General features: G+C 70.5%; 23 protein-coding genes. 10 read left to right on the top strand and 13 right to left on the bottom strand.

All coding sequences use genetic code 11. The features are described from left to right. Nucleotides 1–29: 29 nt before the first annotated feature. Genes AB5L97_RS01095 through AB5L97_RS01105 form a run of 3 tightly spaced genes read right to left on the bottom strand, consistent with a single transcriptional unit; the run spans nt 30 to nt 2,761 of the window. Nucleotides 30–1,175, bottom strand: a complete 1,146-nt coding sequence (locus tag AB5L97_RS01095; protein WP_369046139.1) for an acyl-CoA dehydrogenase family protein — start codon at nt 1,173–1,175, stop codon at nt 30–32. 49 nt (nt 1,176–1,224) lie between these two features. After that, nucleotides 1,225–2,082, bottom strand: a complete 858-nt coding sequence (locus AB5L97_RS01100; RefSeq protein ID WP_307958226.1) for an enoyl-CoA hydratase-related protein — start codon at nt 2,080–2,082, stop codon at nt 1,225–1,227. A 10-nt stretch (nt 2,083–2,092) separates the two neighbouring features. Continuing rightward, a complete protein-coding gene (locus tag AB5L97_RS01105) occupies nt 2,093–2,761 on the bottom strand; it encodes a TetR/AcrR family transcriptional regulator (RefSeq protein WP_369046140.1) in 669 nt (222 codons plus the stop codon). Between the two features lie 219 nt (nt 2,762–2,980). Between AB5L97_RS01105 and AB5L97_RS01110 the strand changes: the two genes are divergently transcribed. Further along, a complete protein-coding gene (locus AB5L97_RS01110) occupies nt 2,981–3,583 on the top strand; it encodes a malonic semialdehyde reductase (protein WP_369046141.1) in 603 nt (200 codons plus the stop codon). Nucleotides 3,584–3,774: 191 nt separating this feature from the next. Here AB5L97_RS01110 and AB5L97_RS01115 read toward each other — a convergent pair whose 3' ends face one another. The 6 genes from AB5L97_RS01115 to AB5L97_RS01140 all read right to left on the bottom strand — a co-directional run bounded on the left by AB5L97_RS01115 (nt 3,775) and on the right by AB5L97_RS01140 (nt 10,038). Then, nucleotides 3,775–5,313 (bottom strand): MFS transporter, encoded by a 1,539-nt coding sequence (locus tag AB5L97_RS01115; RefSeq protein WP_369046142.1) that lies wholly within the window; start codon nt 5,311–5,313, stop codon nt 3,775–3,777. Continuing rightward, a complete protein-coding gene (locus AB5L97_RS01120) occupies nt 5,310–5,759 on the bottom strand; it encodes a MarR family winged helix-turn-helix transcriptional regulator (RefSeq protein ID WP_369046143.1) in 450 nt (149 codons plus the stop codon). The genes AB5L97_RS01115 and AB5L97_RS01120 overlap by 4 nt, the downstream gene beginning before the upstream one ends. A 149-nt stretch (nt 5,760–5,908) precedes the next feature. Continuing rightward, nucleotides 5,909–7,561, bottom strand: a complete 1,653-nt coding sequence (gene pgm, locus AB5L97_RS01125; RefSeq protein WP_307959214.1) for a phosphoglucomutase (alpha-D-glucose-1,6-bisphosphate-dependent) — start codon at nt 7,559–7,561, stop codon at nt 5,909–5,911. Between the two features lie 63 nt (nt 7,562–7,624). Then, nucleotides 7,625–7,957, bottom strand: coding sequence for a hypothetical protein (locus AB5L97_RS01130; RefSeq protein ID WP_369046144.1), 333 nt, complete (start codon nt 7,955–7,957; stop codon nt 7,625–7,627). A 13-nt stretch (nt 7,958–7,970) separates the two neighbouring features. Next, complete coding sequence (locus tag AB5L97_RS01135; RefSeq protein WP_369046145.1) at nt 7,971–9,167, bottom strand: M4 family metallopeptidase; 1,197 nt, start codon at nt 9,165–9,167, stop codon at nt 7,971–7,973. Then, nucleotides 9,154–10,038, bottom strand: a complete 885-nt coding sequence (locus tag AB5L97_RS01140) for a DNA/RNA non-specific endonuclease (RefSeq protein ID WP_369046146.1) — start codon at nt 10,036–10,038, stop codon at nt 9,154–9,156. Before AB5L97_RS01140 ends, AB5L97_RS01135 begins: the two co-directional genes overlap by 14 nt. A gap of 367 nt (nt 10,039–10,405) precedes the next feature. On the opposite strand from AB5L97_RS01140, the gene AB5L97_RS01145 reads away from it, so the two are divergent. Next, complete coding sequence (locus AB5L97_RS01145; RefSeq protein WP_369046147.1) at nt 10,406–11,005, top strand: DUF4190 domain-containing protein; 600 nt, start codon at nt 10,406–10,408, stop codon at nt 11,003–11,005. On the opposite strand, the gene AB5L97_RS01150 is transcribed toward AB5L97_RS01145, so the two are convergent. After that, nucleotides 11,002–12,474, bottom strand: a complete 1,473-nt coding sequence (locus AB5L97_RS01150) for an amidase (protein ID WP_369046148.1) — start codon at nt 12,472–12,474, stop codon at nt 11,002–11,004. The genes AB5L97_RS01145 and AB5L97_RS01150 overlap by 4 nt on opposite strands. Nucleotides 12,475–12,675: 201 nt before the next feature. Here AB5L97_RS01150 and AB5L97_RS01155 point away from each other — a divergent pair, with 201 nt between their 5' ends. Both AB5L97_RS01155 and pheA read left to right on the top strand, forming a co-directional pair. Then, nucleotides 12,676–13,002, top strand: coding sequence for a rhodanese-like domain-containing protein (locus tag AB5L97_RS01155; RefSeq protein WP_369046149.1), 327 nt, complete (start codon nt 12,676–12,678; stop codon nt 13,000–13,002). Continuing rightward, a complete protein-coding gene (pheA, locus tag AB5L97_RS01160; protein WP_369047495.1) occupies nt 12,999–13,931 on the top strand; it encodes a prephenate dehydratase in 933 nt (310 codons plus the stop codon). The genes AB5L97_RS01155 and pheA overlap by 4 nt, the downstream gene beginning before the upstream one ends. A gap of 51 nt (nt 13,932–13,982) precedes the next feature. Here pheA and AB5L97_RS01165 read toward each other — a convergent pair whose 3' ends face one another. Next, nucleotides 13,983–15,029 carry a diacylglycerol/lipid kinase family protein gene (locus AB5L97_RS01165; protein ID WP_369046150.1) on the bottom strand — a complete coding sequence of 349 codons (1,047 nt, stop codon included), beginning with the start codon at nt 15,027–15,029 and terminating at the stop codon, nt 13,983–13,985. Nucleotides 15,030–15,112: 83 nt separating this feature from the next. Here AB5L97_RS01165 and serS point away from each other — a divergent pair, with 83 nt between their 5' ends. The 3 genes from serS to AB5L97_RS01180 all read left to right on the top strand — a co-directional run bounded on the left by serS (nt 15,113) and on the right by AB5L97_RS01180 (nt 18,776). Then, nucleotides 15,113–16,399: a serine--tRNA ligase gene (gene serS, locus AB5L97_RS01170; RefSeq protein WP_369046151.1), complete on the top strand. Its 1,287-nt coding sequence runs from the start codon at nt 15,113–15,115 to the stop codon at nt 16,397–16,399. 225 nt (nt 16,400–16,624) lie between these two features. Next, complete coding sequence (locus AB5L97_RS01175; RefSeq protein ID WP_369046152.1) at nt 16,625–17,680, top strand: type IV toxin-antitoxin system AbiEi family antitoxin domain-containing protein; 1,056 nt, start codon at nt 16,625–16,627, stop codon at nt 17,678–17,680. A gap of 259 nt (nt 17,681–17,939) precedes the next feature. Beyond that, nucleotides 17,940–18,776, top strand: coding sequence for an HAD family hydrolase (locus AB5L97_RS01180; protein ID WP_369046153.1), 837 nt, complete (start codon nt 17,940–17,942; stop codon nt 18,774–18,776). 103 nt (nt 18,777–18,879) lie between these two features. Here AB5L97_RS01180 and AB5L97_RS01185 read toward each other — a convergent pair whose 3' ends face one another. Both AB5L97_RS01185 and AB5L97_RS01190 read right to left on the bottom strand, forming a co-directional pair. Beyond that, nucleotides 18,880–19,491 (bottom strand): hypothetical protein, encoded by a 612-nt coding sequence (locus AB5L97_RS01185; protein ID WP_369046154.1) that lies wholly within the window; start codon nt 19,489–19,491, stop codon nt 18,880–18,882. A gap of 105 nt (nt 19,492–19,596) precedes the next feature. Beyond that, nucleotides 19,597–20,082 carry an inorganic diphosphatase gene (locus tag AB5L97_RS01190; RefSeq protein WP_307959202.1) on the bottom strand — a complete coding sequence of 162 codons (486 nt, stop codon included), beginning with the start codon at nt 20,080–20,082 and terminating at the stop codon, nt 19,597–19,599. A gap of 166 nt (nt 20,083–20,248) precedes the next feature. On the opposite strand from AB5L97_RS01190, the gene AB5L97_RS01195 reads away from it, so the two are divergent. The 3 genes from AB5L97_RS01195 to tilS all read left to right on the top strand — a co-directional run bounded on the left by AB5L97_RS01195 (nt 20,249) and on the right by tilS (nt 24,022). Beyond that, entirely contained in the window at nt 20,249–21,718 is a 1,470-nt protein-coding gene (locus AB5L97_RS01195) for a D-alanyl-D-alanine carboxypeptidase (RefSeq protein WP_369046155.1), read from the top strand. A gap of 76 nt (nt 21,719–21,794) precedes the next feature. Further along, nucleotides 21,795–22,901, top strand: coding sequence for a zinc-dependent metalloprotease (locus tag AB5L97_RS01200; protein ID WP_369046156.1), 1,107 nt, complete (start codon nt 21,795–21,797; stop codon nt 22,899–22,901). Nucleotides 22,902–22,978: 77 nt separating this feature from the next. Beyond that, nucleotides 22,979–24,022, top strand: a complete 1,044-nt coding sequence (gene tilS / locus AB5L97_RS01205; protein ID WP_369047496.1) for a tRNA lysidine(34) synthetase TilS — start codon at nt 22,979–22,981, stop codon at nt 24,020–24,022. Nucleotides 24,023–24,034 lie beyond the last annotated feature (12 nt).

A 24,034-nucleotide genomic window follows, 5' to 3' on the forward strand; every position in this document is an offset into this window, starting at 1 on the left:
GATTCTCCTTGGCGTGGTGAGTGCGGGGCTCACGGCGCGTAGGCGCGGCCCGCGATGTTCCTGGCGATGATCATCTTCATGATCTGGGCGGTTCCGTCGCCGATCTGCAGGCCCAGGACGTCCCGGAGGCGCTGCTCGATCGGCTTGTCCGTGCGGTAGCCGAACTGGCCGTGCAGGAGGAGGCAGGAGTTGATGACGTCATAGGAGGTCTTCGGTGCCCACCACTTGCACATCGCGGCCTGGGCCGTGTGGGGGAGGCCGTTGTCCTTGAGCCACAGGGTCTGGTGGCATAGGAGCCGGGCCGCGCTCAGGAGCGTCTCGCTCTCGGCGAGCGGGAACGCGACGCCCTGGAACCTGCTCAGCGGCTGGTCGAAGGCGACACGCCCCTTGACGTACTCCCACGTCTCCTCGACCGTGGCCGCCGCGGTGCCGATGCACTGCAGGCCGATGAGGGCCCGCGAGAAGTCGAACCCCTGCATGACCTGGGTGAACCCCTGGTCCTCGGCGCCGAGGAGGTGATCGTCAGGGATCCAGGCGTTCGAGTAGTGGGCGAAGCCGCGGGTCACGGCCTTCGTGCCCATGTCGTCCACGGCCTCGAGCTCGATGCCGTCGGCGTGCAGGTCCGTGATGAACGCGCTGATTCCGCGGCCGCGGCCCTGGCCGTGGTCAGTCTTCGCGAAGACGACAGCGGCGTCCGCCTGGAGGGCGAAGGACATCGACTTGGTCCCGTTCAGGACCCAGCCGCCGCGCTCGCGGCGGGCCGTGAGGGAGGGACTGCCGGCGTCGGAGCCGGCGGTCGGCTCAGACAGGCCAATCGCCACGATCCCCTCGCCGCTCGTGATGCGCGGGACCCAGCGGGCGGCGACCTCCGGGGTCGCGTTGCTCGCGAGGATCTGCCCCACGAGGGAGCCGACCACCTGGACGTACGCGACATTGAAGTCGCCGCGGGCGATCTCCTCCGTGATGAGGCCGGACGTGAGGCGCTGCTCGCTCCGGCCGCCGAACTCGACGGGGAGCTCGGGGGCGATGAGGCCGCGCCCGCCCATCTCGCGGCGCAGCTCGGGTTCGATGCGCCGGTCCGTCTCGCGCTGCTTGTAGCCGGGGGCGATCTGGTCCGCGACCTCGCGGGCTTCCTTAATGAACTGCTGCTGGGATTCTGTGAACGTGAAGTCCATGGCGTTCGCTGCTCTTTTCTCGACGCTGAGGTGGGGGCGGGGTGGGGTCCTAGTGGTACTGGACCTTGCTGGCGAAGTCCGGAGTGCGCTTCTCGGCGAACGCCGCGGCGCCCTCGGCGCCCTCGGGCGAGGCGACGAAGAGGTCGAGGGCGGACATCGCGAGGTTGCTCAGGCCCGCCTGGTGGTCGGTGTCCGCGTTGAAGGACTGCTTGAGGAAGCGGATCGCCGTCGGGCTCTTCTCGGCGATCTCGTCGGCCCAGTCCATCGCCTCGTCCATGAGGCGCTCGGGCTCGACCACCGTGTTGGCGAGGCCCCAGCGCTCGGCGGTCGCGGCGTCGTACAGGCGGCACAGGTACCAGATCTCGCGGGCGCGCTTCTCGCCCACCACGCGGGCGAGGTAGGCCGAGCCGAACCCGGCGTCGAACGATCCGACGCGCGGGCCGGCCTGCCCGAAGCGGGCGGTGGAGGACGCGATCGTGAGGTCGCACAGGACGTGCAGCACGTGGCCGCCGCCCACCGCGACGCCGTTGACGGCCGCAATGACGGGCTTCGGGATGTCCCGGATTAACTTGTGGAGGTTGCCGATCTCGAACATGCCGGACTCGGTGGACCCGTAGTCGCCCGTCTCGGCGCGCTGCTTCACGTCGCCGCCCGTGCAGAAGGCCTTCTCGCCGGCACCCGTGAGGATCACGGCCTGCACGCCGTGGTCCGCCCACGCGAGCCGGAACGCCTTGATGAGCTCTTCGACGGTCTTGCCGCGGAACGCGTTGTAGCGCTCGGGGCGATTGATGGTGATGATCGCGGCGGCGTTGCGGCGCTCGTAGACGACATCCTCGAACGCGGGAACGGCGGGCGCGGCCGTGGCCCTCGAGCTCGAGGTGGTGGCGGTGGTGGTCTGGTCTGTCATGGCTGTCCTTTCAGGCGAGGTTGCCGAGGAGGTCTGCGTACGCGGCCCGGTGCTCGGGCGGGATCACGGAGGAGAGGGCGAGCGCGGTGTGCTCGGCCACGTACTGCTCGTGGGTCATGAAGCGGCCGAAGTACCAGTGCTTGAGGGCCCACAGGTGGGCCGTGGTCAGGAGGCCGTAGGCGAAGACCTGCAGGTTGACGTCCCGGATGAGGCCGGCATCGAACGCGTCGCGGGCCGCCGCGATGAGCGGTCCTGCGCTCTCGACCTCGAGGTTCTTGATGGTCTCGCGTCCCTCGGGCTCAAGGGTCTTGGACTCCTGGTAGGCCAGGACGGCTGCCTCGCGGAGCTCCTGCACCACGGCGCAGTACCCCGCGAACGCCGCAGCGATGCGGCGCACTGGATCGGCCTGGTCCGCGATTGCCGAGGCCACGCGCACGCTGAACTCGTGCAGCACGTCCTCGATCACGGCCTGCACGAGTTCCTGCTTGTTGCCGAAGTAGCGGTAGATGAGCCCAACGCTCACGCCGGCCTCGTCTGCCACATTCTGCATCGAGACGGACTGCGATCCCGCCCCGCCGAGGAGGTGGGCTGCGGCATTGAGCAGCTGCCTCCTGCGGGAGTCGACGAGCGCGGAACGTGCTGCCTCCGCGGCGTCGTTGCGGGCTTCGCTGGTCTGCATGGGGCCTCCGGGCGAACTGGTGTGAATTGAATTTGTATTCAATGTGAATGAAGCTTCATTCACTCGCTTCAGACTAGTGAGGCCCGTCACGCCGGTCAAGGGTCTCTTGGCGCGAATGTGGGGGATGTCACCGCTCGAAGCGGGAAGCGAAACGAATGACGGCGGGTTGTCGACTGATGGAGAACGGTCGCCCGGGCCGTCGCAAGGAGTTGACCCCGCATGAGCATCGCGCACCAGGAGGCTGTCCTCGACGCCGCCGCAGTCGACGCACTCTTCACCGAGGCCCGCACGGCGAACACGTTCACCGGCGAGGTGACCGAGGAGCAGGCGCAGGCCATCTACGAGCTCGCCAAGTTCGGCCCGACAGCGTTCAACAACCAGCCGCTGCGCGTCACGTTCGTCCGCTCGGCCGAGGCCCGCGGGCGCCTCGTGCAGCACATGAGCCGCGGCAACCAGGCCAAGACACTCGCCGCCCCCCTCGTCGCGGTGCTCGCGTTCGATACCGAGTGGCACGAGCACTTCGAGACGTTCCTCCCGCAGGCAGCCGGGCTGAAGGCGATGTTCGACGACGACGTGGTCCGCTACGGCACCGGCCGCGACAACGCCCACCTCCAGGCCGGGTACTTCATCCTCGCCGTTCGCTCCCTCGGTCTCGCCGCTGGCCCCATGACTGGCGCGGACTTCTCCGCGATCGACGCCGACTTCTTCCCCGGGGGCGGCCGCAAGAGCTTCCTCGTGGTCAACATCGGCCGCCCCGGCGAGGACGCATGGGGCCCCGCGAAGACCAAGTTCGCGTACGAGGACGTCGTCGAGACCGTCTGAGAAGAAGGCCCTCCAGCCGCGCACGACCTCCGCGCAAGACCTGACCCCGCACCCACAAGACGTGACCGCGCACCCACGGGAGCTGACCCCCCCACCCGCAAGACCCCCCACCCACAGGAGCTGACCCCGCACCTTTGCTGGGTCACCTCTCAACGTTGTGGGGTCAAGTCCCTAGGTTGCGGGGTCACCTCTCACGGAAGCGGGGTCACGTCTCGACGTCGGGCGACGGCGCCGCGGAATGCCGCTGAGCGCGGGGCCCCTGTAGGCAGAGAGCCGGTCGCCGGTGCCCCGGCAAACCGCTGCGGACCCGCGGCGGTATCCGATTCGGTGGTCCCCGAGACCTTGCGTCCGGGGACCGAAGGCCCGATGGCCGCTGACGATGCGACGAGAGGTGAGCGGTCGGCGTCGTGTGGGGCAGATGACCGGTCGGCGCTCGGCGCAGGGGCGAGGACCGGGAGCGTGCCCGTGGCGGCCTGCTCAGCACGACGAGCCGCCCACGCGGCGCGCAGCTGGTCGCGGAAGGTCCCTTCACCCCAGCGCATGAGGGCCCAGATGCCGATCGCGCCAGCCACGAGCGCCGCGACCCCGCCCGCGAGGACGGACCAGCGGGTCCCGGCGACGTTCGCAAGCCACCCCACGAGGGGCGAGCCGATCGGCGTCCCGCCCTGGATCACGGCCATGTACAGCGCAAGCACGCGTCCGCGGTATTGCGGCTCGGTGGTGAGCTGGACGATCGTGTTGGCACTGTTGAGGAACGTGAGCGCAGAGACGCCCACGAACACGAGCACCACCGCGTAGGCGACGTACGTCGGCATCGCCGCCGCGACCATCGAGGCCACGCCGAGGCCCACTGCGGATGCCACGAGCAGGCTGAGCCGAGGCTGCCTGCGCCGCGCCGCGAGGAGCGCGCCCGCAAGCGTGCCGATCGCCTGGATCGAGCCGAGCAGGCCGTACGCGTCGGCGCCGGTGTGGAAGACGTCGGCGGCCATGAGCGCGTTGGTGATCTGGAAGTTGAGCGTGAATGTCCCGACCAGGGCTGCCATGACCATGATCAGCATGATCCGGGGCTGCGTGCGGACGTACTTGATGCCCGCGACGATCTGGCCCTTGCCCCGCGGCAGGGGCGGGGTGCGGTGCAGTGCGCCGACGTCGAGGCGCGTGAGCGAGATGAGGACTCCGAGGAATGTCGCGGCGTTGAGCATGAACACCCAGCCCGTGCCGATGAGGCCGATGAGCAGCCCGGCGACGCCCGGGCCGGCGAGACGGGCAAGGTTGAACGAGGCGGAGTTCAGGGCGACGGCGTTGGGTACGTCCGTCCGGCCAACGAGCTCCGAGACGAAAGCCTGCCGTGGAGGCGCGTCGAAGGCGCTCGCAACGCCGAGGGCGAGGGCGATCGCGTAGACGTGCCACAGCTGGACCGTTCCCGTGAGCACGAGGACTCCCTGCAGGAGTGCGAGCAGGCCCATCGCGCTCTGGGTGCCCAGGAGCAGCTTGCGCTTGTCGAGCCGGTCGCCGAGCACGCCGGCGTACGGCCCGAGGATGAGGATCGGCAGGAACTGGAGGCCGGTCGTGATGCCGACCGCCGCGCCGTCGTGCGCGGTGAGCTGGGTCAGGACGAGCCAGTCCTGCGCGACGCGCTGCATCCAGGTGCCCACGTTGGAGACGAGGGCGCCGGCGGCCCAGAGTCGGTAGTTGGGGTGCTGGAGGGCGCGGAACATGCGGCTGCTCATCGGGCGCTCATCTCCATGAGCAGCTCGGCGGCACGGCGGATCGCGGCTCGGTCGGCGGGCGAGAGCGCGTCGAGGTGACTCGCGAGCCACGCCGAGCGCAGCGTGCGCGATTCCTCGAGGACGGCCCTCCCCGCGTCCGTGAGGTCGACGACGACGAGCCGCCCGTCGGTCGGGTGCTCGGTCCGTGCGACGAGCCCGCTCTCGCACAAGTGGTTCACGGTGCGGGTCATGCTCGGCGCCTGGACGTGCTCGATGTCCGCGAGCTGGCGCATCGTCAGGGCCCCTCGCTTGTTCAGGACCGAGAGCACCGAGTTCTGTCCGGGGCTCACGACGTCGCTCGTGGCCTGCGTGCGCAGGACCCGGGAGGTGCGCATGACGGCGACGCGCAGTTCCGCGGCGAGCTCGAGGGTTTCAGGGGTGCTGGTGTCGTTCGCGGGGGGAATCATCGATACTTAGCATAGCTCATTACCTTCGCTAAGAATATGATCGCGGTCACCCGCCCAAACACATCTGGAGGTCATGTTCTAGAGGTCACGTGGCGTGACTCCCAGAACATGACCTCCAGAACATGACCTCCAGAAGGTGTTTCAGATGGCTAGGCGATGACCGAGTCGACGAGCGCCTTCGCCTCGGCCTGGACCTGCTTGAGGTGGTCCGCGCCCTTGAAGGACTCGGCGTAGATCTTGTACACGTCCTCGGTGCCGGACGGGCGCGCTGCGAACCAGGCGTGCTCGGTCGTGACCTTGAGCCCGCCGATCTTCGCGCCGTTGCCGGGCGCCTCGGTCAGCTTGGCCGTGATGGGCTCGCCCGCGAGCTCGGTGGCCGTGACGTCGCTCGCGGCGAGCTTGCCGAGCTTCGCCTTCTGCTCGCGGGTCGCCGCGGCGTCGATGCGGGCGTACGACGGCGCGCCGTACTTCGCGGTCAGCTCGCCGTAGAGCTCGCTGGGCGACTTGCCCGTGACGGCCTTGATCTCCGAGGCGAGGAGGTTCAGGAGGATGCCGTCCTTGTCGGTGGTCCACACCCCGCCGTCGCGCTTGACGAAGCTCGCGCCCGCGGACTCTTCGCCGCCGAACGCGCCCTGGCCGGAGAGGAGGCCCGGGACGAACCACTTGAACCCGACCGGCACCTCGATGAGCGGCTTGCCCAGACCCTCGGCGACGCGGTCGATCATTGACGAGCTCACGAGCGTCTTGCCGACCACCGTGTCCGGACGCCAGCCCGTGCGGTGGCGGTAGAGGTAGTCGATCGCCACAGACAGGTAGTGGTTCGGGTTCATGAGGCCGCCGTCGGGCGTCACGATGCCGTGGCGGTCGGCGTCGGCGTCGTTGCCCGTCGCGATGTCGTAGTTCGCGCCCTGCGAGACCTTCTGGATGAGGGAGGCCATCGCGAAGGGGGAGGAGCAGTCCATGCGGATCTTCTCGTCCCAGTCAAGGGTCATGAACGCCCACTGCGGGTCCACCGTCGGGTTGACCACGGTGAGGTCAAGGTGGTGGCGCTCGCCGATCTCGCCCCAGTAGTCCACAGACGCGCCGCCCATGGGGTCCGCGCCGATGCGCACGCGGGCGTTGCGGATGGCGTCGATGTCGATGGCCTGCGCGAGGTCGTCCACGTAGGAGGACAGGAAGTCGAACTGGCCCGTCGAGTCGGCTGCGAGGGCATCGGCGAGCGGCACCCGCCTGACACCCGAGAGTCCCGCTTCGAGCAGTTCGTTGGCGCGATTCGCGATCCAGCCGGTCGCGTCGGTGTCAGCGGGTCCGCCGTGCGGCGGGTTGTACTTGAAGCCGCCGTCCTGCGGCGGGTTGTGGCTCGGGGTCACGACGATCCCGTCCGCGCGGCCCGGATCGTTCTCGCCCCGGCCGTGGTTGTACTTGAGGATGGCATGGCTCGCCGAGGGGGTCGGCGTGTAGCCGTGCCGAGCGTCGATGAGGACCTGCACGCCGTTCGCGGCGAGGACCTCGAGCGCCGTGTTCGTTGCGGGCTCGGAAAGCGCGTGCGTGTCCTTGGCGAGGAATAGTGGGCCTGCGATGCCCTGGCCGGCGCGGTACTCGACGATCGCCTGCGTGATCGCCGCGATGTGCTTCTCGTTGAACGAGGCCTTGAGGCTTGAGCCCCGATGCCCTGACGTGCCGAAGGCGACGCGCTGGCCCGGGTCGCTCAGATCGGGGGAGACGTCGTAGTACGCGTCCAGGAGCGCGGTGATGTCCGTGAGATCGCTGGGAAGGGCAACGGTGCCTGCTCGGTTCGACATGTGCCTAGCTTTGCAGAGAAGCCCAACACGAGGTGACTGTTCGGTAAAGATTTCTCCTGCCGGTCACGTGCCCTCGGCCAGTACCTTCTCGGCGAGCTCGCGCAGCGCACCCTGGAGCGTTCCGTCCGGGACGTCGAACCGCTCGCGCCCGAACCTCAGAGTCCAGTGGAATGCATCTCTGACGTGCGACGGCGCGGCGGCGGCTTCGTGGCGCTCCTCGCCTGCCGTGCTCGCGGCGCTCCCAGCCGGTGCGAACAGCTGGGCCCGCTCCTGCCGCGCCGCACGGTACAGCGACGCCCACTCGGGGTCATAGGCGTCACCGCGCAAGCCGAACTCGACGGCGCCGCTCCGGGGGATCCCTGCTACCCCGCCCGACCGGATGACCTCGATCTTCATCGCACTGCGTCTCCTAGCGCTTTGTATGCGGCCCCTTCCCGCCAGACCCATTCGCCGGCGTGCCCTTGCCCGCGTCTGTGAGCCGGACCGTGATCCCGACGCCGCGCCAGCCCGCGCGCACAGCTTTCTCCTCGGCGGACTCGCGGCCGTACAGGGAACGGGCCACACGCACAGTCTCCCGCGCGAAGCCGCGGAAGTCGACGTCGAGGGCGAGCTTCTGCAGGGCGACGGTCTCGAACCAGACGCGTCCGGCCCGCTCCCATGCATGGCCGCCGAGGGACTCGGCCGCGAGGAAGAAGGCACGGTTGGGGATGCCGGAGTTGAGGTGCACGCCGCCGTTGTCCTCCCGCGTGCGCACGTAGCCGTCCATGTGGTCGGGCTGGGGATCCTTGCCGAGCACAGGGTCGTCGTATGCAGTGCCCGGTGCCTTCATCGAACGCACTCCCACGCCCCGGATCCCCGGCAGGAAGATCCCCTCCCCCACGATCCAGCTCGCCGACTCGACCGTGTCCCCGCGCGAGAACTGCTCGACGAGCACCCCGAACACATCCGCGAACGATTCATTCAGGGCGCCCGTCTGGCCCTCGTACGCCAGATCGGTGGTGTGCTGCAGAAGCCCGTGTCCGAGCTCGTGGGCGATGATGCTCAGTGAGCTGGTGAACGAGGCGAACACCTTCCCGTCTCCATCGCCGAACACCATCCGGAAGCCATCCCAGAACGCATTGTCGTACGCGACGCCGAAGTGGACCGTCCCCTCGAGCGCAAGTCCCGCACCGTCGATGCTCGATTGGGCGAAGACTTCCTTCAGGAAGCGGTACGTCTCGCCGAGTCCGTCATAGGCCCGGTTGGCGTCCGCATCGGCGACGGGATCCTGGCCCTCCTTGCGCAGGGGCTTCCCGGGAAGTCTCTCCGTCCCCTCGGCGTCGCTGATCTCCCGGTGGAGCGCGCCCGGATCCCTGAGGATGCTGTGTTCCGGCTCGGCCGTGTGCGCTTCGCGCCGGGAACGGAGCCGTTGGTCCGTCAGGAGGGTGCGACGGGCGACCTCAGCGACGGCTTCAAGGCCCCGAGTGTCCTCTGCCCAGCCGTTGGGGGGACCTTCGCCGCGCAGGGCTCGGGCCCGGCGTTCATCGTAGGTTGCGATGCGCTCGAGGAGATACGGCGGGATTGCCCCTCGGTGCCGCTGCACGGTGCCGTGCTCAGAGTTGGACATCGTTGAACCCTTCGATCTCGCGCCAGCGTTCCATCGCGCCGAGCGTGCTGCGCGCGCCGCGGGGCACCGAGTAGCGGTCCGCCGCAGTCAGGGGGCCGAGATCAAGCCCGGTGAGGTGGGCGATGTCCGCGACCGGCACCTGGAACGTCTTGAAGGGGCCCAGCGGCGCGGCCTCGCGCGCGCCAGGGCGCAGTACGCCATCCAGCCCGTCGCTCTGATCGAGGACGTAGCCTGTGCACGCGAGGGCCCCACCGCTTTCGGGGCCCGCGTTCCAGGCACCGATCTTGAAGAATCGGCGGGGGATCTGCGCGCCGCGGTACGCGGGATCCTCGGCGTCGAAGACCGCGCCCGAGAAGACCGAGAGCCGCTGCAGGTGCGCTCCAGCATGCCCGAGGATGTAGTCCTCCAGGCCGAGCCACAGCTCGCGGCCCTGATTGAAGTAGTCCGCCTGGGGCGCGCACACGGTGTAGTGGAACGTGTCGAGGTTCGCCCGCTCCGCGGTGGCCTGATCTCCCCAGAGCGGATCCTGGCGGCGCACGAGGTGGCCGCGGTCCAGCCGGTTGCTTGAGTAGAGTTCAGCACCCCACTGCTGGTCCTTCGCGAGGCGCGGATCTAGCGCCCAGGACTCGCCACCGCGAGCGATGTCCACGAGTGTCGGTCCGTCGATGTTGACGGCGGTCGCGGCAGGCATGCGCCGCGCGGGGTCCTGGCGGACCGTGAAATGCGTGTACGTGAGCGGGATCAGCCCCGGCTTCGTAGGCATGGGGACGGGCGCCGACGTGCCGAGGAATGCGGCGTCATAGCCCGCGCTGCCCGGGGTTGGCCGAGGGTCTGGCTTCCGTTGCGGCTGCTCGCCGTGGGTGACGGTCATGGTCCTGCCCCCTTCGCCGTGGATGCGCTGTGTCCTCAGATTCGCATCGTCCACCGACATTTCTCGGGCTCCCGTCGCGGGAGGCGTCGAGATCGGCGGCGTGTCGGTGCCTCCGAGTAGGCTGGACGCGGGACCAGATCAGCGGCGGACCATCAGGGGAGGGCACGCGATGTCGCAGGAGCCAGAAGAGCGCGAGCACAGACCGGACGGCAGCACGCAAGACACGGTGCCGATTTCGAGCAACCCGACCCAGCCCCTGCCGCCGGGGGATCATGCAATCCCGGGGGCCGCACCGCTCCCTGGGACGGCGCAACAGCCGCAGGCCCCATCCGAGCCGTTCGGCCAGAGGCCCCCTCAGCAGCCTCCCGTGCAGCAGCCGGGCCAGCAGGGCATCGGCCCCGCGACCACTGGCGTCGAGACTGCTCGCCCCGAAACCCCCGGTCACGAGACCCCCGGTCACGAAACCCCCGGCCACGAGACACCCAGTCACGAGGCGCTCCAGGACGACTCGCCAGACCATGAAACGAAGTACCCCAACGCCCAGTATCCGACCCCCCAGTACCCGAACTCGGCGTACCCGAACCCGCAGTACCAGGCCCCGGGCTATCAGGGCTACGGCAGCTACCAGGGCTACGGCACCCCCCAGCAGGGCTACGCGGGCGCAGCCCGAGGCTACCCCGGCGGCCCAGGCTTCTATGGCGCGCCGGCCCCGCGGAGCTTCAGCGTCGCATCGATGGTCTGCGGGATCTCCGTGTACCTCGGCTTCGGGGTCTTCATCCTGCCGCAGATCGCCGCGGTGATCCTCGGCCACATCGGCCTCGCCCGCGAGCCCGCGGGCCGCGGTATGGCCCTCGCCGGACTCATCATGGGCTACGTGGGGATCGTGCTGACGGTCCTCGTGCTGGCCCTGCTCGCGGTCGCCTTCGCCTCGCTCTCGACCCACACGGGGTACACGCGCTCGGTCTAGACCCGGTGGAGGAGCCGGGCCACCTGCAGCAGCATGGCCTCGGACCCGGCGTGGCCCACGGCCTGTACGCCCATCGGCAGCCCAGCCGCGGTCCAGTGCGTTGTTGCCACGACGGCGGGCAGCCCGCAGACGTTCACCCACGATGACCACGGGGCGAACTCGCACTGGCGGCGGTAGTCGTCGTCCGCCGTCGCACGCCATTCGGCCCCGCCGGAGAACCAGCCGACAGGCCGCGGTGTCTGGGCTAGCGCGGGGGAGAGCAGCAGGTCCCAGTCCGAGAGCTGGGCGACCGTCTCCCGCTCGAAGTGCCGCAGGAACGCGTGCGCCTCGTCGAGCTTCGCGTGGGAACGCTGCTGCGCCCGCCGACGGAACGAACGCGTGAGCGGCGTCAGCAGCGGCTCCCTTTCGGCCCGGATCCGCGCGGTCCCGACCCCCGCGGTCCACGCGGCGGTGAACGCGTCCGGGTAGCGGTTGTCGAACCGCACGTCCTGCTCGACGACGAGGTGCCCCGCCGCCGCGAGGGACTCTGCCCCGCGGCGCAGCGCTTCGAGCGCGTCCGGCTCGGGCCGCACCTCGTACCTCGCGTCCCACGGGCTCGCGAGGCTCACGGCCACCCGGAGGCGGTGTGGTTCGCGCACGACGGCGTCCGTGTAGGTTCCGGCGTGCCGCCCCGCGTGCGGGTGGTCGCCTCGTGCTGGCCCGGAGACGAGCGCGTCCAGAAGCAGCGCCGCATCCTCGGCGCTCCGGGCGAGCGGCCCGGCGACGACGAGCCGCGCAGCGTCCCCAGCGCTCTGCCCCTCGGGGATGAGTCCGCGGCCAGGCTTGAGTCCCACGATCCCGCACGCCGCCGCCGGGATGCGAACCGACCCTCCGCCATCGGATCCGGGGGCGAAGGGCACGAGCCCCGCCGCAACCGCGGCAGCCGAGCCGCCCGAGGAACCGCCGGAGCTCAGCGCCGGCCCGTGCGGGTTGCGGGACGGGGGCGCGATGCGATTCTCCGAGTACGCGGTGAGGCCGAATTCGGGCACCTGCGTCTTGCCGAGTGATACGACCCCGGCCGATCGGAGCAGGGCCACGATCGGAGCGTCGGCCGGGGCTGGCCGGGCTTCGAGAGCGGCGGACCCGTGGGTCGTCGGTACGCCCGCGACGTCAGTGAGGTCCTTGAACGCGGTCGGCATCCCGTGCAGGGCCGGGAGGGCCGGAAGTGGACCGCTGGCGTCCGAGAGCTGGCCCGAGCGCGAGAGGCGCGCATACAGCGTGTCCGCGGCAGCAGCGGCGTCGTGCGCGCGCTCGGCGGTGACGGTCAGGAACGCCCCGAGCAGCCCATTGCGGGCCTCGATCCGTCCCAGATAGTGGGCCGCGGCCTCCCGCGAGGACACGGTGCCTGAGCGGAGTGCGTCGCGCAGGGCCACGGCCGAGTCCCACGGGTCCCCCGCAGACTCCTCGGCCCCCGCGGCGACGTCAGCCATCGCGGTCGCGCCGGGCGAAGACCAGCGCCACCGATCGCAGCGAGAGGATGCCGATCCCGCTGTTCGCGAGCACGTCCCCCGCCATGGCCCTCCGTAGGTCTTGCCTGGTCTCGCTTGGTTCCGTCGCTCGTTCCGGCAGGGCGCTGCCCCGCCGTGGGAACCACTATAGGCTGGAATGAGATCCACTTTCGGAGGCGAAGAATGGCTGAGTTCGAGACCGTCCGCGTCGATTCCCTGCCCGAGGGCGGCAGGCTCCTCGACGTGCGCGAGGACTACGAGTGGGACGCCGGCCATGCCGAGTGCGCCCTGCACATTCCGCTCGGCGAGCTGCCCGACCGCCTCGAGGAGCTCGACCCGGACGAGGACCTCCTCGTGATCTGCCGGACGGGCGGGCGCTCGGCCCGTGCCGCCCAGTGGCTCGTCGCGCACGGGTACTCGGCGTTCAACGTGGCCGGGGGCATGGACGCGTGGCTCACGGCCGGCCGGCCCCTCGTCGCCGAGGGCGGCCAGACGCCGACGGTGCTCTGAATCCTGTGATCTACACGTTCCTCGGCCCGGAGGGCACCTTCACGGAGGCCGCCCTGCTGAAGGTCCCCGGCGCGCGCAGCGCCGAGCGGATCCCCGCCTCCAACGTCAACGCCGCGCTCGACGCTGTCCGCGACGGCACCGCTGATTCCGCGATGGTGCCCATTGAGAACTCCGTCGAGGGCGGGGTCACCGCGACCCTCGACGCGATCGCCACGGGCCCTGACCTGCGGATCGTCGGCGAGGAGGTTGTGCCGATCACGTTCCTGCTCGTCGCCCGGCCCGGCACGCGCATCGAGGACATCCGGCGCATCGCGACCCACGGCCATGCCTGGGCGCAGTGCCGCGGCTGGGCGGCGGAGAACGCGCCCGACGCCGTCCACCTCGCCGCGAGCTCGACCGCGGCGGGGGCGCTCGCCCTCCTCGAACCCGGCTCGCAGCCTGGCGACGCCGCGATCTGCGCGCCCATCGTTGCCGCGGAGCATCCCGAGCTCGAGGTCCTCGCGACGGACATCGGCGACAACCCCGGCGCCGTCACGCGTTTCATCCTCGTGGCCCGGCCCGGCGCGCTGCCCCCGCGGACGGGGTCCGACAAGACGTCAGTGGCCGTTCCCCTGCCCGAGGACCGTGCGGGTGCCCTCATGGAGATCCTCGAGCAGTTCGCCGCGCGCGGCGTCAACCTCTCCCGCATCGAGTCGCGTCCCACGGGCCGGTACCTCGGGCACTACTTCTTCTCGATCGACGTGGACGGGCACATCCAGGACGCGCGCATCGCGAGCGCCCTCCGCGGACTCCACCGCATCAGCCCCGAGACGCGCTTCCTGGGTTCGTACCCGCGCGCGGACGGCGCCCGCCCGCTGGTGAAGGACCACGTGACTGACGCGGCCTTCGACTCCGCCCGCACCTGGGTCGACGGGATCCTCGGCCACTGACCCTCGCGCTTGTCCGGAGAGCGCCGCTGCGACTTCCTGCGGCCGCCGGGGTCAGCTGACCCGCACGAGCAGGCTCGCAGGGCGCACTTCGACGTCCACCTGGGTCGCGGGGCCCACGACGTCGCCGTCGGCCTGCGCCTGGATCGGTTCGGGGACGCGGATGGAGACCTTGCGGGCCTTGTAGAACTGCATGACCGGCAGCTGGCGCTTGTGCTGGACCATGATCTTCACGTACATCGCGATCCAGCCGATGAGGCTGCGGGGGCTCATGATCGCGATGTCGAGGGCGCCGTCGTCAAGGTACGAGCCGGGGATGAAGTCCACGCCGCCCGGGAGCTTGGAGCAGTTCGCAAACAGGACGCTGCGGACCCGGCGGGACTGGAAGTCGCCGTCGTCCAGCGAGATCTCCACGCGGCGGCGCCGCTGGCCCGGCATGTGCCGGATCCCCGCCTCCGTGTACGCCATCCAGCCGACCACGCGCTTGAGGTCCTCGCTCGTGTCGTTGAGGATCTCGGCGTCCATCCCCACGCCGGCGATCACGAGGAACGTGTGCTCGGAGGTCTGGCCGTCCGGGGCACTGAGCCTCATGGTGCCCGTGTCGATGCGCCGTTGGCGGCCGAAGATCGCCGTGTAGACGCACTGCGAGAGGCGCGTGACGTCGAGGTCGAGGTTGCGGGCCAGGAGGTTGCCCGTGCCGAGCGGAACGAGCCCGATCGCCGTGTCCGTCCCGGCCAGGACCTCCGCGACCACGCGGACGGTGCCGTCGCCGCCGCAGGGGATGACGACGTCGGCGCCCGCGTCGACGGCCCGTCGTGCCGCGGTGTGGCCGGGATCTGCCTTCGTGGTGGTGAAGACGAGCGGCTGGGGCCAGCCCGCGCCGCGGCAGGCCGCCTCGATGAGCATCCGCGCCTCGTGAGCACGCTCTTTGACCGGATTGAGCACAACGGCTACCTGCTGGGGCCCGGGTGGGGGAGCGATGGCGGGCTCCGCCACCGCCGAGCGGGCGTGCTGCTCTTGGAGCCGACGCACACCCCACCAGCTGGCGACGGCAACGCCCCCAGCTGCGGCAACGGTACCCGCAAAGATCCAACCGCGCATGATGGGATTACTCTAGCCCGACGCGAAGCGGCTCCCGTTCGGGGCCGCGCGGGCTGGCCGCGTGTCCCGTTAGGCTTGGACTCGTGATCGACGTCAAGGACCTTACTGAGAACCCCGAGAAGTACCGTGCCAGCCAGCGTGCCCGTGGGGCGGACGAGGCGCTCGTCGACTCGATCATCTCGGCCGACGTGCGGCGTCGTGCATCCTTGACCGAGTACGAGACGCTCCGCGCCGGGCAGAACGCCTTCGGCAAGAAGGTCGCGGCCGCGAAGGGCGAGGAGAAGCAGGCCCTTCTGGCCGAGGTCAAGGACCTCGCCCAGAAGGTCAAGGCATCCCAGGCATCCGCTGACGAGGCGCAGGCCGAGATGGACGAGCTCATGCGCATCGTGCCGAATCTCGTCATCGACGGCATTCCGGCAGGTGGCGAGGACGACTACGCCGTGGTCAAGACCGTCGGCACCCCGCGCGATTTCGCCGCCGAGGGCTTCGAGCCGCGCGACCATCTCGAGATCGGCGAGCTGCTCGGCGCGATCGACATGGAGCGCGGCGCCAAGGTCTCCGGTTCCCGGTTCTACTTCCTGCGCGGCGTCGGAGCGCGACTCGAGCTCGCGCTGCTGCAGATGGCCATGGACCAGGCCATCCAGAACGGCTTCGTCCCCATGATCACCCCGACCCTCGTGCGCCCGGAGACGATGCAGGGCACGGGCTTCGACGTCAAGCACGACGCCGAGATCTACCGCCTCGCCGAGGACGACCTCTACCTCACGGGCACCTCCGAAGTGGCCCTCGCGGGGTACCACTCGGACGAGATCCTCGACCTTGCGGGCGGTCCCGTGCGGTATGCCGGCTGGTCCTCGTGCTACCGCCGCGAGGCCGGGTCGCATGGCAAGGACACCCGCGGGATCATCCGCGTGCATCAGTTCAACAAGGTTGAGATGTTCGTCTACTGCTCCCCGGAGAACGCCGAGGCGGAGCACGCCCGGCTGCTCGCGTGGGAAGAGGAGATGCTCGCCAAGGTCGAGCTGCCCTACCGCGTCATCGACACCGCCGCCGGCGACCTCGGCATGAGCGCCGCCCGCAAGTTCGACTGCGAGGCCTGGGTCCCGACCCAGGGCCGCTACCGAGAGCTCACCTCGACCTCGAATTGCACGGGCTTCCAGGCGCGCCGGCTCAACATCCGCGAGCGGGTGCTCGACGGCGATGGGTCGCCCCGTGGGACCCGTGCCGTCGCGACACTCAACGGCACGCTTGCCACGACCCGCTGGATCGTGGCCATCCTCGAGCACCATCAGAATGCCGACGGCTCCGTCACTGTCCCGGCGGCCCTGCGCCCGTACCTCGGCGGCCTCGAGGTCCTTCCGGTCCTGTAGCAGCTCCCAGTAGCCCGGCGGGCGCCGCACGCACGACGGCGAGTGTCCACCCGCCGTCGCGTCTAATAGTGCCCTGTGTTTCGGTCATTACCCCGGTCTCTTTCCGGGGGCGATGACCGAAACACAGGGTTCTTCGTCGCCAGGCGCAGCGCGAGCTTCATTGAAGTTATCCACAGCGACGCCCGAGCGCGCGCCGCGCTCGGCTAGAGGCGCTTGGCTGGGATCATGAGATTTCCCCACGCGACATTCACCAGCTCGTTCGCGGCCTTGACCGGCCGCACCCCTCGGCAACTCGCCCGCGCCTACGCGGCGGGCCGGCTCGTGCGCCTGCGCCGAGGCGTGTACATGGACATCGATGAGTGGTTCAGCGGCACGGCGGCCGACCGCTACGCGATGACGACGGCGTCGCTCGCCGTGGGCGGGAACGCGCCGATTCTGTGCCGCGAGACGGCGCTGATGGCCTGGGGTCTCGAGCTTCCGACCGTACCCGGCAGCGTCCGCTATCGAACCGACCGGCCGTCCGCGGTGGGGGCAGTTCCCGCGCGCAGACTCTATGGAGATCCGGACGACGCGCGGCGCCGGTGGGGGGAACGCCCGGGTGGGCGGCCAGGCCAGATCCCCCAGGGCTTCCCGGACGTCAAGCACCTCGGGATCACTTCGGGTGTGGAACCGCTGTTCCTTCCCCACCTGAATCTGACACTGCCGCTTGAGCCCTTCGACGCTGCCTTCGTCGACACGGTGCCTCGACTGAGCTTCGCCGAGGGGGTGGTCCTCGCGGATGCCGTGCTCGCCCGTCGCCCCGATCTGAAGGTCAGCAGGACGCTCGATGACCTCCGGAGGCTGTGCACAGGCATGCTTAACCGCAGCGCACAGACGCGCATGACGCACGTTCTGGATTGTGCCTCAGGGGCCTCCGAATCTGTGGGGGAATCGCTGGGTCGCGCGCTCATGTGGGAGCTCGGCTTCGAGATTCCGCAGCTGCAGTACTGGGTGACGCGTGACGGGCGACGCATCGCGAGAGTCGACTACTTCTGGCCCGGGATCAGGCTGGCCGGCGAGTTCGATGGGCTCCAGAAGTACCTGCGGTCGCAGGAGCTCAGTGGGAAGACTGCGGCGCAGGTTGTGGTCGACGAGAAGCGTCGCGAGGACGAGATCCGCGCGACTGGGGTGCGGATGGTCCGGTGGGTGTGGGCGGACATCCTCGAGCCAGCACGGTTGGCAACGATCCTTCACCGGGCCGGGGTTCCTCGCCGTTCGGCCGGTCGGGCCCCGGTGGCGTGACGGAATGGGCTCCAGATTGTGCCCTGCGTTTCGGTCATTACCCCGGTCTCTTTCCGGGGGCATCGACCAAAACGGAGGGTACTTCGCCGCCGACCGCGGGAGTCCGGCAAAGACGCCGCGCCGCACCCAAAGGTGAACATTCACACTGTGGGGAAGGCTGTGAGTATTTACCTGGGCCTGTGAGTATTCACTGCGTGTTCACCCGCTGTGTTGCGGCGGCCCTTCGGCGCACCCGGTCGGGGATGCTTCACTAGTAGACATGACTACTACGCTCAACGCTGGCATCGATGACCAGCTCAAGACCCTGAACCGCAAGCTCGTCTGCCTCGATGTGGACGGCACTCTCGTGGATCACTACGGCCACATGTCCCCCGTCATTCGGGAGGCCGCCGCGGCGGCAGTGCAGGCCGGACACGAGCTGGTCGTGGCCACCGGCCGCTCCCTCGGTGCAACGCTTCCGATCGTGGAGCTCCTCGGCATCGACCGCGGGTATGCCGTGTGCAGCAACGGCGGCGTGACCGTCCAGATCCACGCCGGCTCGAACGGCGGCTACACGGTGATCGACCGCCGTTCCTTCGATCCCGCCCCCGCGCTCAGGGCGCTGCGCGAGCGCCTCCCGAACGCGAAGTACGCCCTCGAGGACATCGAAGGGAACTTCCTCTCCACCGAGCGCTTCCAGGACGCGAGCTTCGGCGTCGAGGCCGTGGGTGTCTCCTTCGGCGAGCTCCTCGAGGCCGAGGCCGTCCGTCTGGTCGTCTTCTCGACCGACGCGACTGCCGAGGAGTTCGGCGAGGCCGTCGAGTCGATCGGCCTGCACGGCGTGACCTACTCCGTCGGCTGGACCGCGTGGCTCGACATCGCCGCCCATGGCGTGACCAAGGCCAGCGGCCTCGAGAACATCCGCGAGATCGTAGGCATCAGCCAGCGGGACTCGGTGGCGATCGGCGACGGCCGCAACGACATCGAGATGCTCCAGTGGGCCGGCCGCGGCGTCGCAATGGGCCAGGCGCCCGACGAGGTCAAGGCCGCGGCCGATGAGGTCACCGCGACCGTCGAGGAGGACGGCGCCGCCGCGGTCCTCCGCTCGCTGGTCTAGGAACCGGGGATCGGTCTGGCCCTGTTGCCGGCCGTGCCGCGCACGACGGCGCCGCGCACGACGGCGCCGCGCAAGACGGCGCGTGGTCGCCGGAGCGGTCCACCTAGCCTGTCGCGTCGAGCAGCCCGAGGAGCCGGACGGCTGCGGGGCGTGCCGCCCATTCCTCGGTCCAGTGCGCTCTGGCAATCGCCTTGGAGACGGCCTGGGTTGTGATGCCGAGCGCGTCCGCCACGGCCTTCTGCTGCCCGCGGACGCCCGGGGTCAGGAGGTCCAGAACCCGCCATTCCGCGGCGGTGCGCTTAACGATCGCGAGCCCGAGCAGGCGAAGCACGCCCTCGGCGTCGTGCGCGAGCGACGCGTCAGGACCGTCGACGGCGATCGCTGGCCCCTCGCCCGTGGCCTGCGCGCGTTCGACGGCGCGCCGCGAGTGCGCCAGGGCTGGCCCGCGGGCTTCGGCGACCCCGAGCGGCAGCGGCTCATCGAGCCGGCCGACGCCGATCCCTACGTTCCAGCGGACCCCGCCGCACGCGTCGGGACGCAGGGCTGTGAGGGCGGCGTCGAGCGCGGCGACGGGGTCGGTGAACACGGCCTGGGCCTCGTCGCCGACCGTCCGATCAAAGGGCACGTCTGGCCGCAGGCGTGCGAGCGCCCTCAGGAGCTCCGGCACGCGGTCCCCGGCGCCGCGGTCGCGCTGGTTGATCGTGACCGTGTACATGGCGGTCAGCCTAGCCGCGCACCTGTCCGAGGGCGCGGAGGCGCGGGAATGACCCCGCAACGCCCGGCGGCGGATGCGGGGTCATGTACCTGCTGGTGTGAGGTACTACTCGCCCTCGGTGTAGCGCTTGATCGATGCCTCGAGCTCGGCCTCGGCGGCGGCGCGGTCGGCCCACCCGGCGGGCTTGACCCACTTGCCGGGCTCGAGGTCCTTGTAGGTCGTGAAGAAGTGCTCGATCTCCTTGATGAGCCACTCGTCCAGGTCCGAGGCCTCCTGGATGTGGTCGAAGCGCTTGTCGGCCGGCACGCACACGAGCTTGGCATCGCCGCCGGACTCGTCCTCCATGTTGAAGATTGCGATCGGGCGCGCCTCGAGCACGATCCCCGGGAACAGGTCGACATCGGGGTACCAGACGAGCGCGTCGAGCGGATCGCCGTCCTCGCCGAGGGTGTGGTCGAAGAACCCGTAGTGGGTCGGGTACTGCATCGAGGTGAACAGGACGCGGTCGAGGCGGACGCGGCCGGTCTCGTGGTCCACCTCGTACTTGACGCGCGAACCGCGCGGGATCTCGATGGTCACATCGTGCTTCATGGGTGCTCCTTGCATGGCCGCTGGGGGCCGGATGGCATCGGTTCTGCGGCCGCCTCGACCCGGCGCGCCGGGGCGCGGCCGCGGTGGCGACTACCATGAGGATATCTGGCCGGGGGCCCGCGTTCCCCGTCGCGAGGCCACATCGCACCTGAGGACGGAACCCACCATGACAGCCGACCCCGGCCGCCGCATGCCCTTCAGCGGGCTGTGGGCACTCATCGCTTCCGCCGTCGCGCTGGCAGTGCTCGTCGCTGTGGCGATGGTCTCTACGGGCGCGGCGACCGCAGCCCGCTCCGAGCTCTTCCCCAGCCCCACGCCCACGGCGACGGTCCCCGCGTGGCTCGTGGCGCCGTCGTCCGCACCGACGCTCGCGGGTGCGACGCCGCTCTCCGCCTCCGCGCCGACCCCGGACCCCGCGTCACTCGCCAAGACGCTCGACGACCGGCTCAAGCCGGGCACGGGCAGCATCTCCGCCGCCGTGCTCGACGGTGCAACGGGGCGAACGCTCTACTCCAGGCAGGGCGGCGAACCGCGCGTGCCGGCGTCGAACCTCAAGCTCCTCACCGCAGCGGCCGCGCTCACGACCCTCGGCCCGGACGCGACGCTGCGCACGAGCGCGGTCCGCGGCTCAGACCCGGGGACCGTGGTGCTCGTGGGCGGCGGCGACGTCATGCTCGGGGCGGCCGAGTCGCAGCCGGACGCCGTCATGGGCCGCGCGGGGATGGCGACACTCGCGGCCCAGACGGCAGCGGCGCTCACGCGAGCGCACGACGGCGCTGCCCCGCCTGCAGCGGTAACCGTCCGCCTCGATGACACCCTCTTCACGGGACCATCGATCAACCCCGGATGGGCCAAGGAGGACGTCGACGCAGGCGAGATCGCACCGCTGTACTCCCTCGCCCTCAACGCGGGCCGCTCCGCCCCCGGCGGGGCGGGACCTCGCCCCCAGGACTCCGCGATGGACGCCGCCAACGCGTTCCGGGCGGCGCTCGCGAAGGCGCTCGCGGCGTCCGGCGTGAAGGTCGCTGACGGCGTCGAGCGGGCCGCGGCGCCCCGTGGCGGGGCCGAGCTCGCGTCCGTTGAGAGTGCCACGGTCGCGGAGCAGGCGGGCTACGCCCTGCGCGAGTCGGACAACTACGCGGCCGAGACCCTCGGCCGCCTCGCCTCGCACGCCGCCGGCGGACCCGCGAGCAACGACGGCGCCGTCGCGGCACTCAAGGCGGCCGCGGCGCGCATCCTCGGCAGCGCCGACGGCTTCCAGCTTTCCGACGCGTGCGGCCTCGCGATCGCAGACCGGGCGGCGCCCCTCGCGCTCGCGGGCCTCGTGCGCGCCATGGCCTCCGGGGCGGACCTGCGCCTGCGGGCCGCTCTCGACGGACTCCCAGTGGCGGCCCTCGACGGGACGCTCGCCGGGCGGTTCGGGGGCACGACGGCGGGCGGGGCCGGCGTCGTGCGCGCCAAGACCGGGACACTCAACACGGTGACGGCGCTGAGCGGATATCTGGTCGACACGGACGGGCGGCTGCTCGTGTTCTCCTTCGTGGCCAACGATCTGGATCCGGGAGCCCGCGCGCAGGCCGTGTCTGCGGTCGACGCTGGGGCCGCCGCCCTGGCCGGCTGCGGCTGCCGGGGCTGATCGCCCGGCGCGAACGCCGCGGTTCAGGCGTGCCCCGACGGGGTGGAATGTCAGGGGGATGTGGTCGAATGGTGGCATGGATGCCCCGCAGATGGCCGGCCAACTGATCAACTGGGACCTCGCGGCCTCGACCGCGGCGCGCCTGACGCCCCCGGGGCCTGCACTGAGCCCCGCCGAGGCGAAGGACGTCGTGGACAGCCTGCGCCGCCTTGCTGATGCCTCGGTTCAGCACGTCCACCGCATTACGGGGCTCGCAGTCGCCGAGGATCTGCGGGACTCGCAACTGCTCATCGTGGACCGCGCCTCGTGGGCCAAGGCGAATTCGCAGGGCTTCGAGGTCATGATGGGCCCGGTCCTCACGAGCCTCGTAGAGAAGAAGGCGAGCGAGCTGACCCCGACCGCGGCCCGCGTGGGCGGAGCGATCACGGGCGCTCAGCTGGGCCTGATCCTCGCGTACCTCGCGAGCCGGGTCCTGGGCCAGTACGAGCCGTTCGCGGCCCTGGCCCCGGGATCGACGCTCCCCCCGGCCGGTCGGCTGCTGCTGGTCGCGCCCAATATCGTGCAGATCGAGCGGGAGCTCCGCGTGGACCCCGAGGACTTCCGCATGTGGGTGTGCCTCCACGAGCAGACCCACCGCGTCCAGTTCGCCGCCGCTCCCTGGCTGCGCGGGCACATGATCGAGCAGATCGGCAAGCTCAGCGAGAGCCTCGTGGGAAACGTGGACAGCCTCATGGAACGGGCGACGGCGGTCGCCAAGTCCCTGCGTGACCGCACTGACAGCCCGGCGAGCCTGCCCAGCAAGGGCGCCATCCTCGACCTCCTGCAGGATCCCGAGGAACGCGCCGCGATCTCGCACCTGACCGCCGTCATGAGCCTCCTCGAGGGCCACGCGAACGTGGTCATGGACGCCGTCGACGCGTCCGTCGTACCGAGCGTCAAGACCATCCGGCAGCGCTTCCAGTCCCGCAGTGAGAACCGCGGCCCGATCGAGACGTTCGTCCGCCGGCTCCTCGGCATCGAGGCGAAGATGCGCCAGTACACGGACGGGCAGGCGTTCGTTCGCCATGTCGTCGACGCCGTGGGGATGGCCGGCTTCAACCGCGTGTGGGAGTCCGCGGAGAACCTGCCCACGGAGGAGGAGATCCACGACCCGGGGGCATGGACCGCCCGGATGGGGCTGTGAACGCGAGCCCGGACAGGGACTCCGCATCGCCGGGCAGGCGCCGGCTCCACCCCGCCGTCGGAAGCGCGCGCAACGCCGTGCGGTCCGCGCTCGAAGAGGCCGGCTGGCCGTCGAGAGTGCTCGTCGGATGCTCGGGAGGGCCCGACTCGCTCGCGCTCGCCGCGGCCGCCGCGCACTTCTCGCGCCGTGGCGAGATCCCCGGCGTCGGCGGTGGGAGGCACGCGCTCGAGGCGGGCGCCGTCGTCGTCGACCATCAACTGCAGGAGGGCTCCGGCGAGGTCGCACGCACGACGGCGCGTGTGCTGGGCGAGCTCGGACTCTCGCCGGTGCGCGTGGTGGCCGTCGACGTCCAGCTGACGGGGGAGGGGCCCGAGGCCGCAGCCCGGACGGCGCGGCACGCGGCGCTCACCGCGGAGGCGGTGTCGTGGGGAGCGCAGGCTGTGCTCTTGGGCCATACCCTGGACGACCAGGCCGAGCAGGTGCTCCTTGGCCTTGCCCGAGGCTCCGGACCGCGCGCTCTGGGGGCCATGCGGCGGGTGCGCGGGCTGTTCGTTCGGCCGTTCCTCGGCCTCCGTCGCGCTGACACGCTCGACGTCTGCGCGGCCGAGGGGCTCGAACCGTGGTTCGACCCGACGAACGAGGACCCGCGGTTCATGAGGTCGAGGGTACGGAGCACGATCATGCCGTTCCTCGAGGCGGAGCTCGGGCCGGGCGTGGCGCACGGCCTTGCCCGCACCGCAGCGCTCCTCGGCGCCGACGCCGACTACCTCGACGACGAGGCGCTCCGCATCTACAGGACCCTCGCCGAGGTTGGGCCGGACGCCAGGGAGGTGACCCCGCCTCCTCGGGAGGTGACCCCGCGTCGCATTGTCCTTCCGATTGGCCCGCTCCTGGACCTCCCTCCCGCGCTGCGCGGACGCGTCCTCTCCCACGCGGTGACCGAGCTGGGAGGCCAGCCGACCTTCGAGCGGCTCGGCGCCGTCGAACGACTGCTCGACAGGCGGGGTTCGGCTGGCCCGATCGAGGTGCCGGGGCACGTGAGCGCCTGCCGGGAGCCGCGGCGGAAGGGCACCCCGCCGCCGGAGCGCGCGGGGAGGCTAGTCTTGGTATCGCACCGCTGACCCACAGGAGCC

It is taken from the genome of Sinomonas sp. P10A9, from assembly GCF_041022165.1.
In the GTDB taxonomy this organism is placed as follows: Bacteria; Actinomycetota; Actinomycetes; order Actinomycetales; family Micrococcaceae; genus Sinomonas; species Sinomonas puerhi.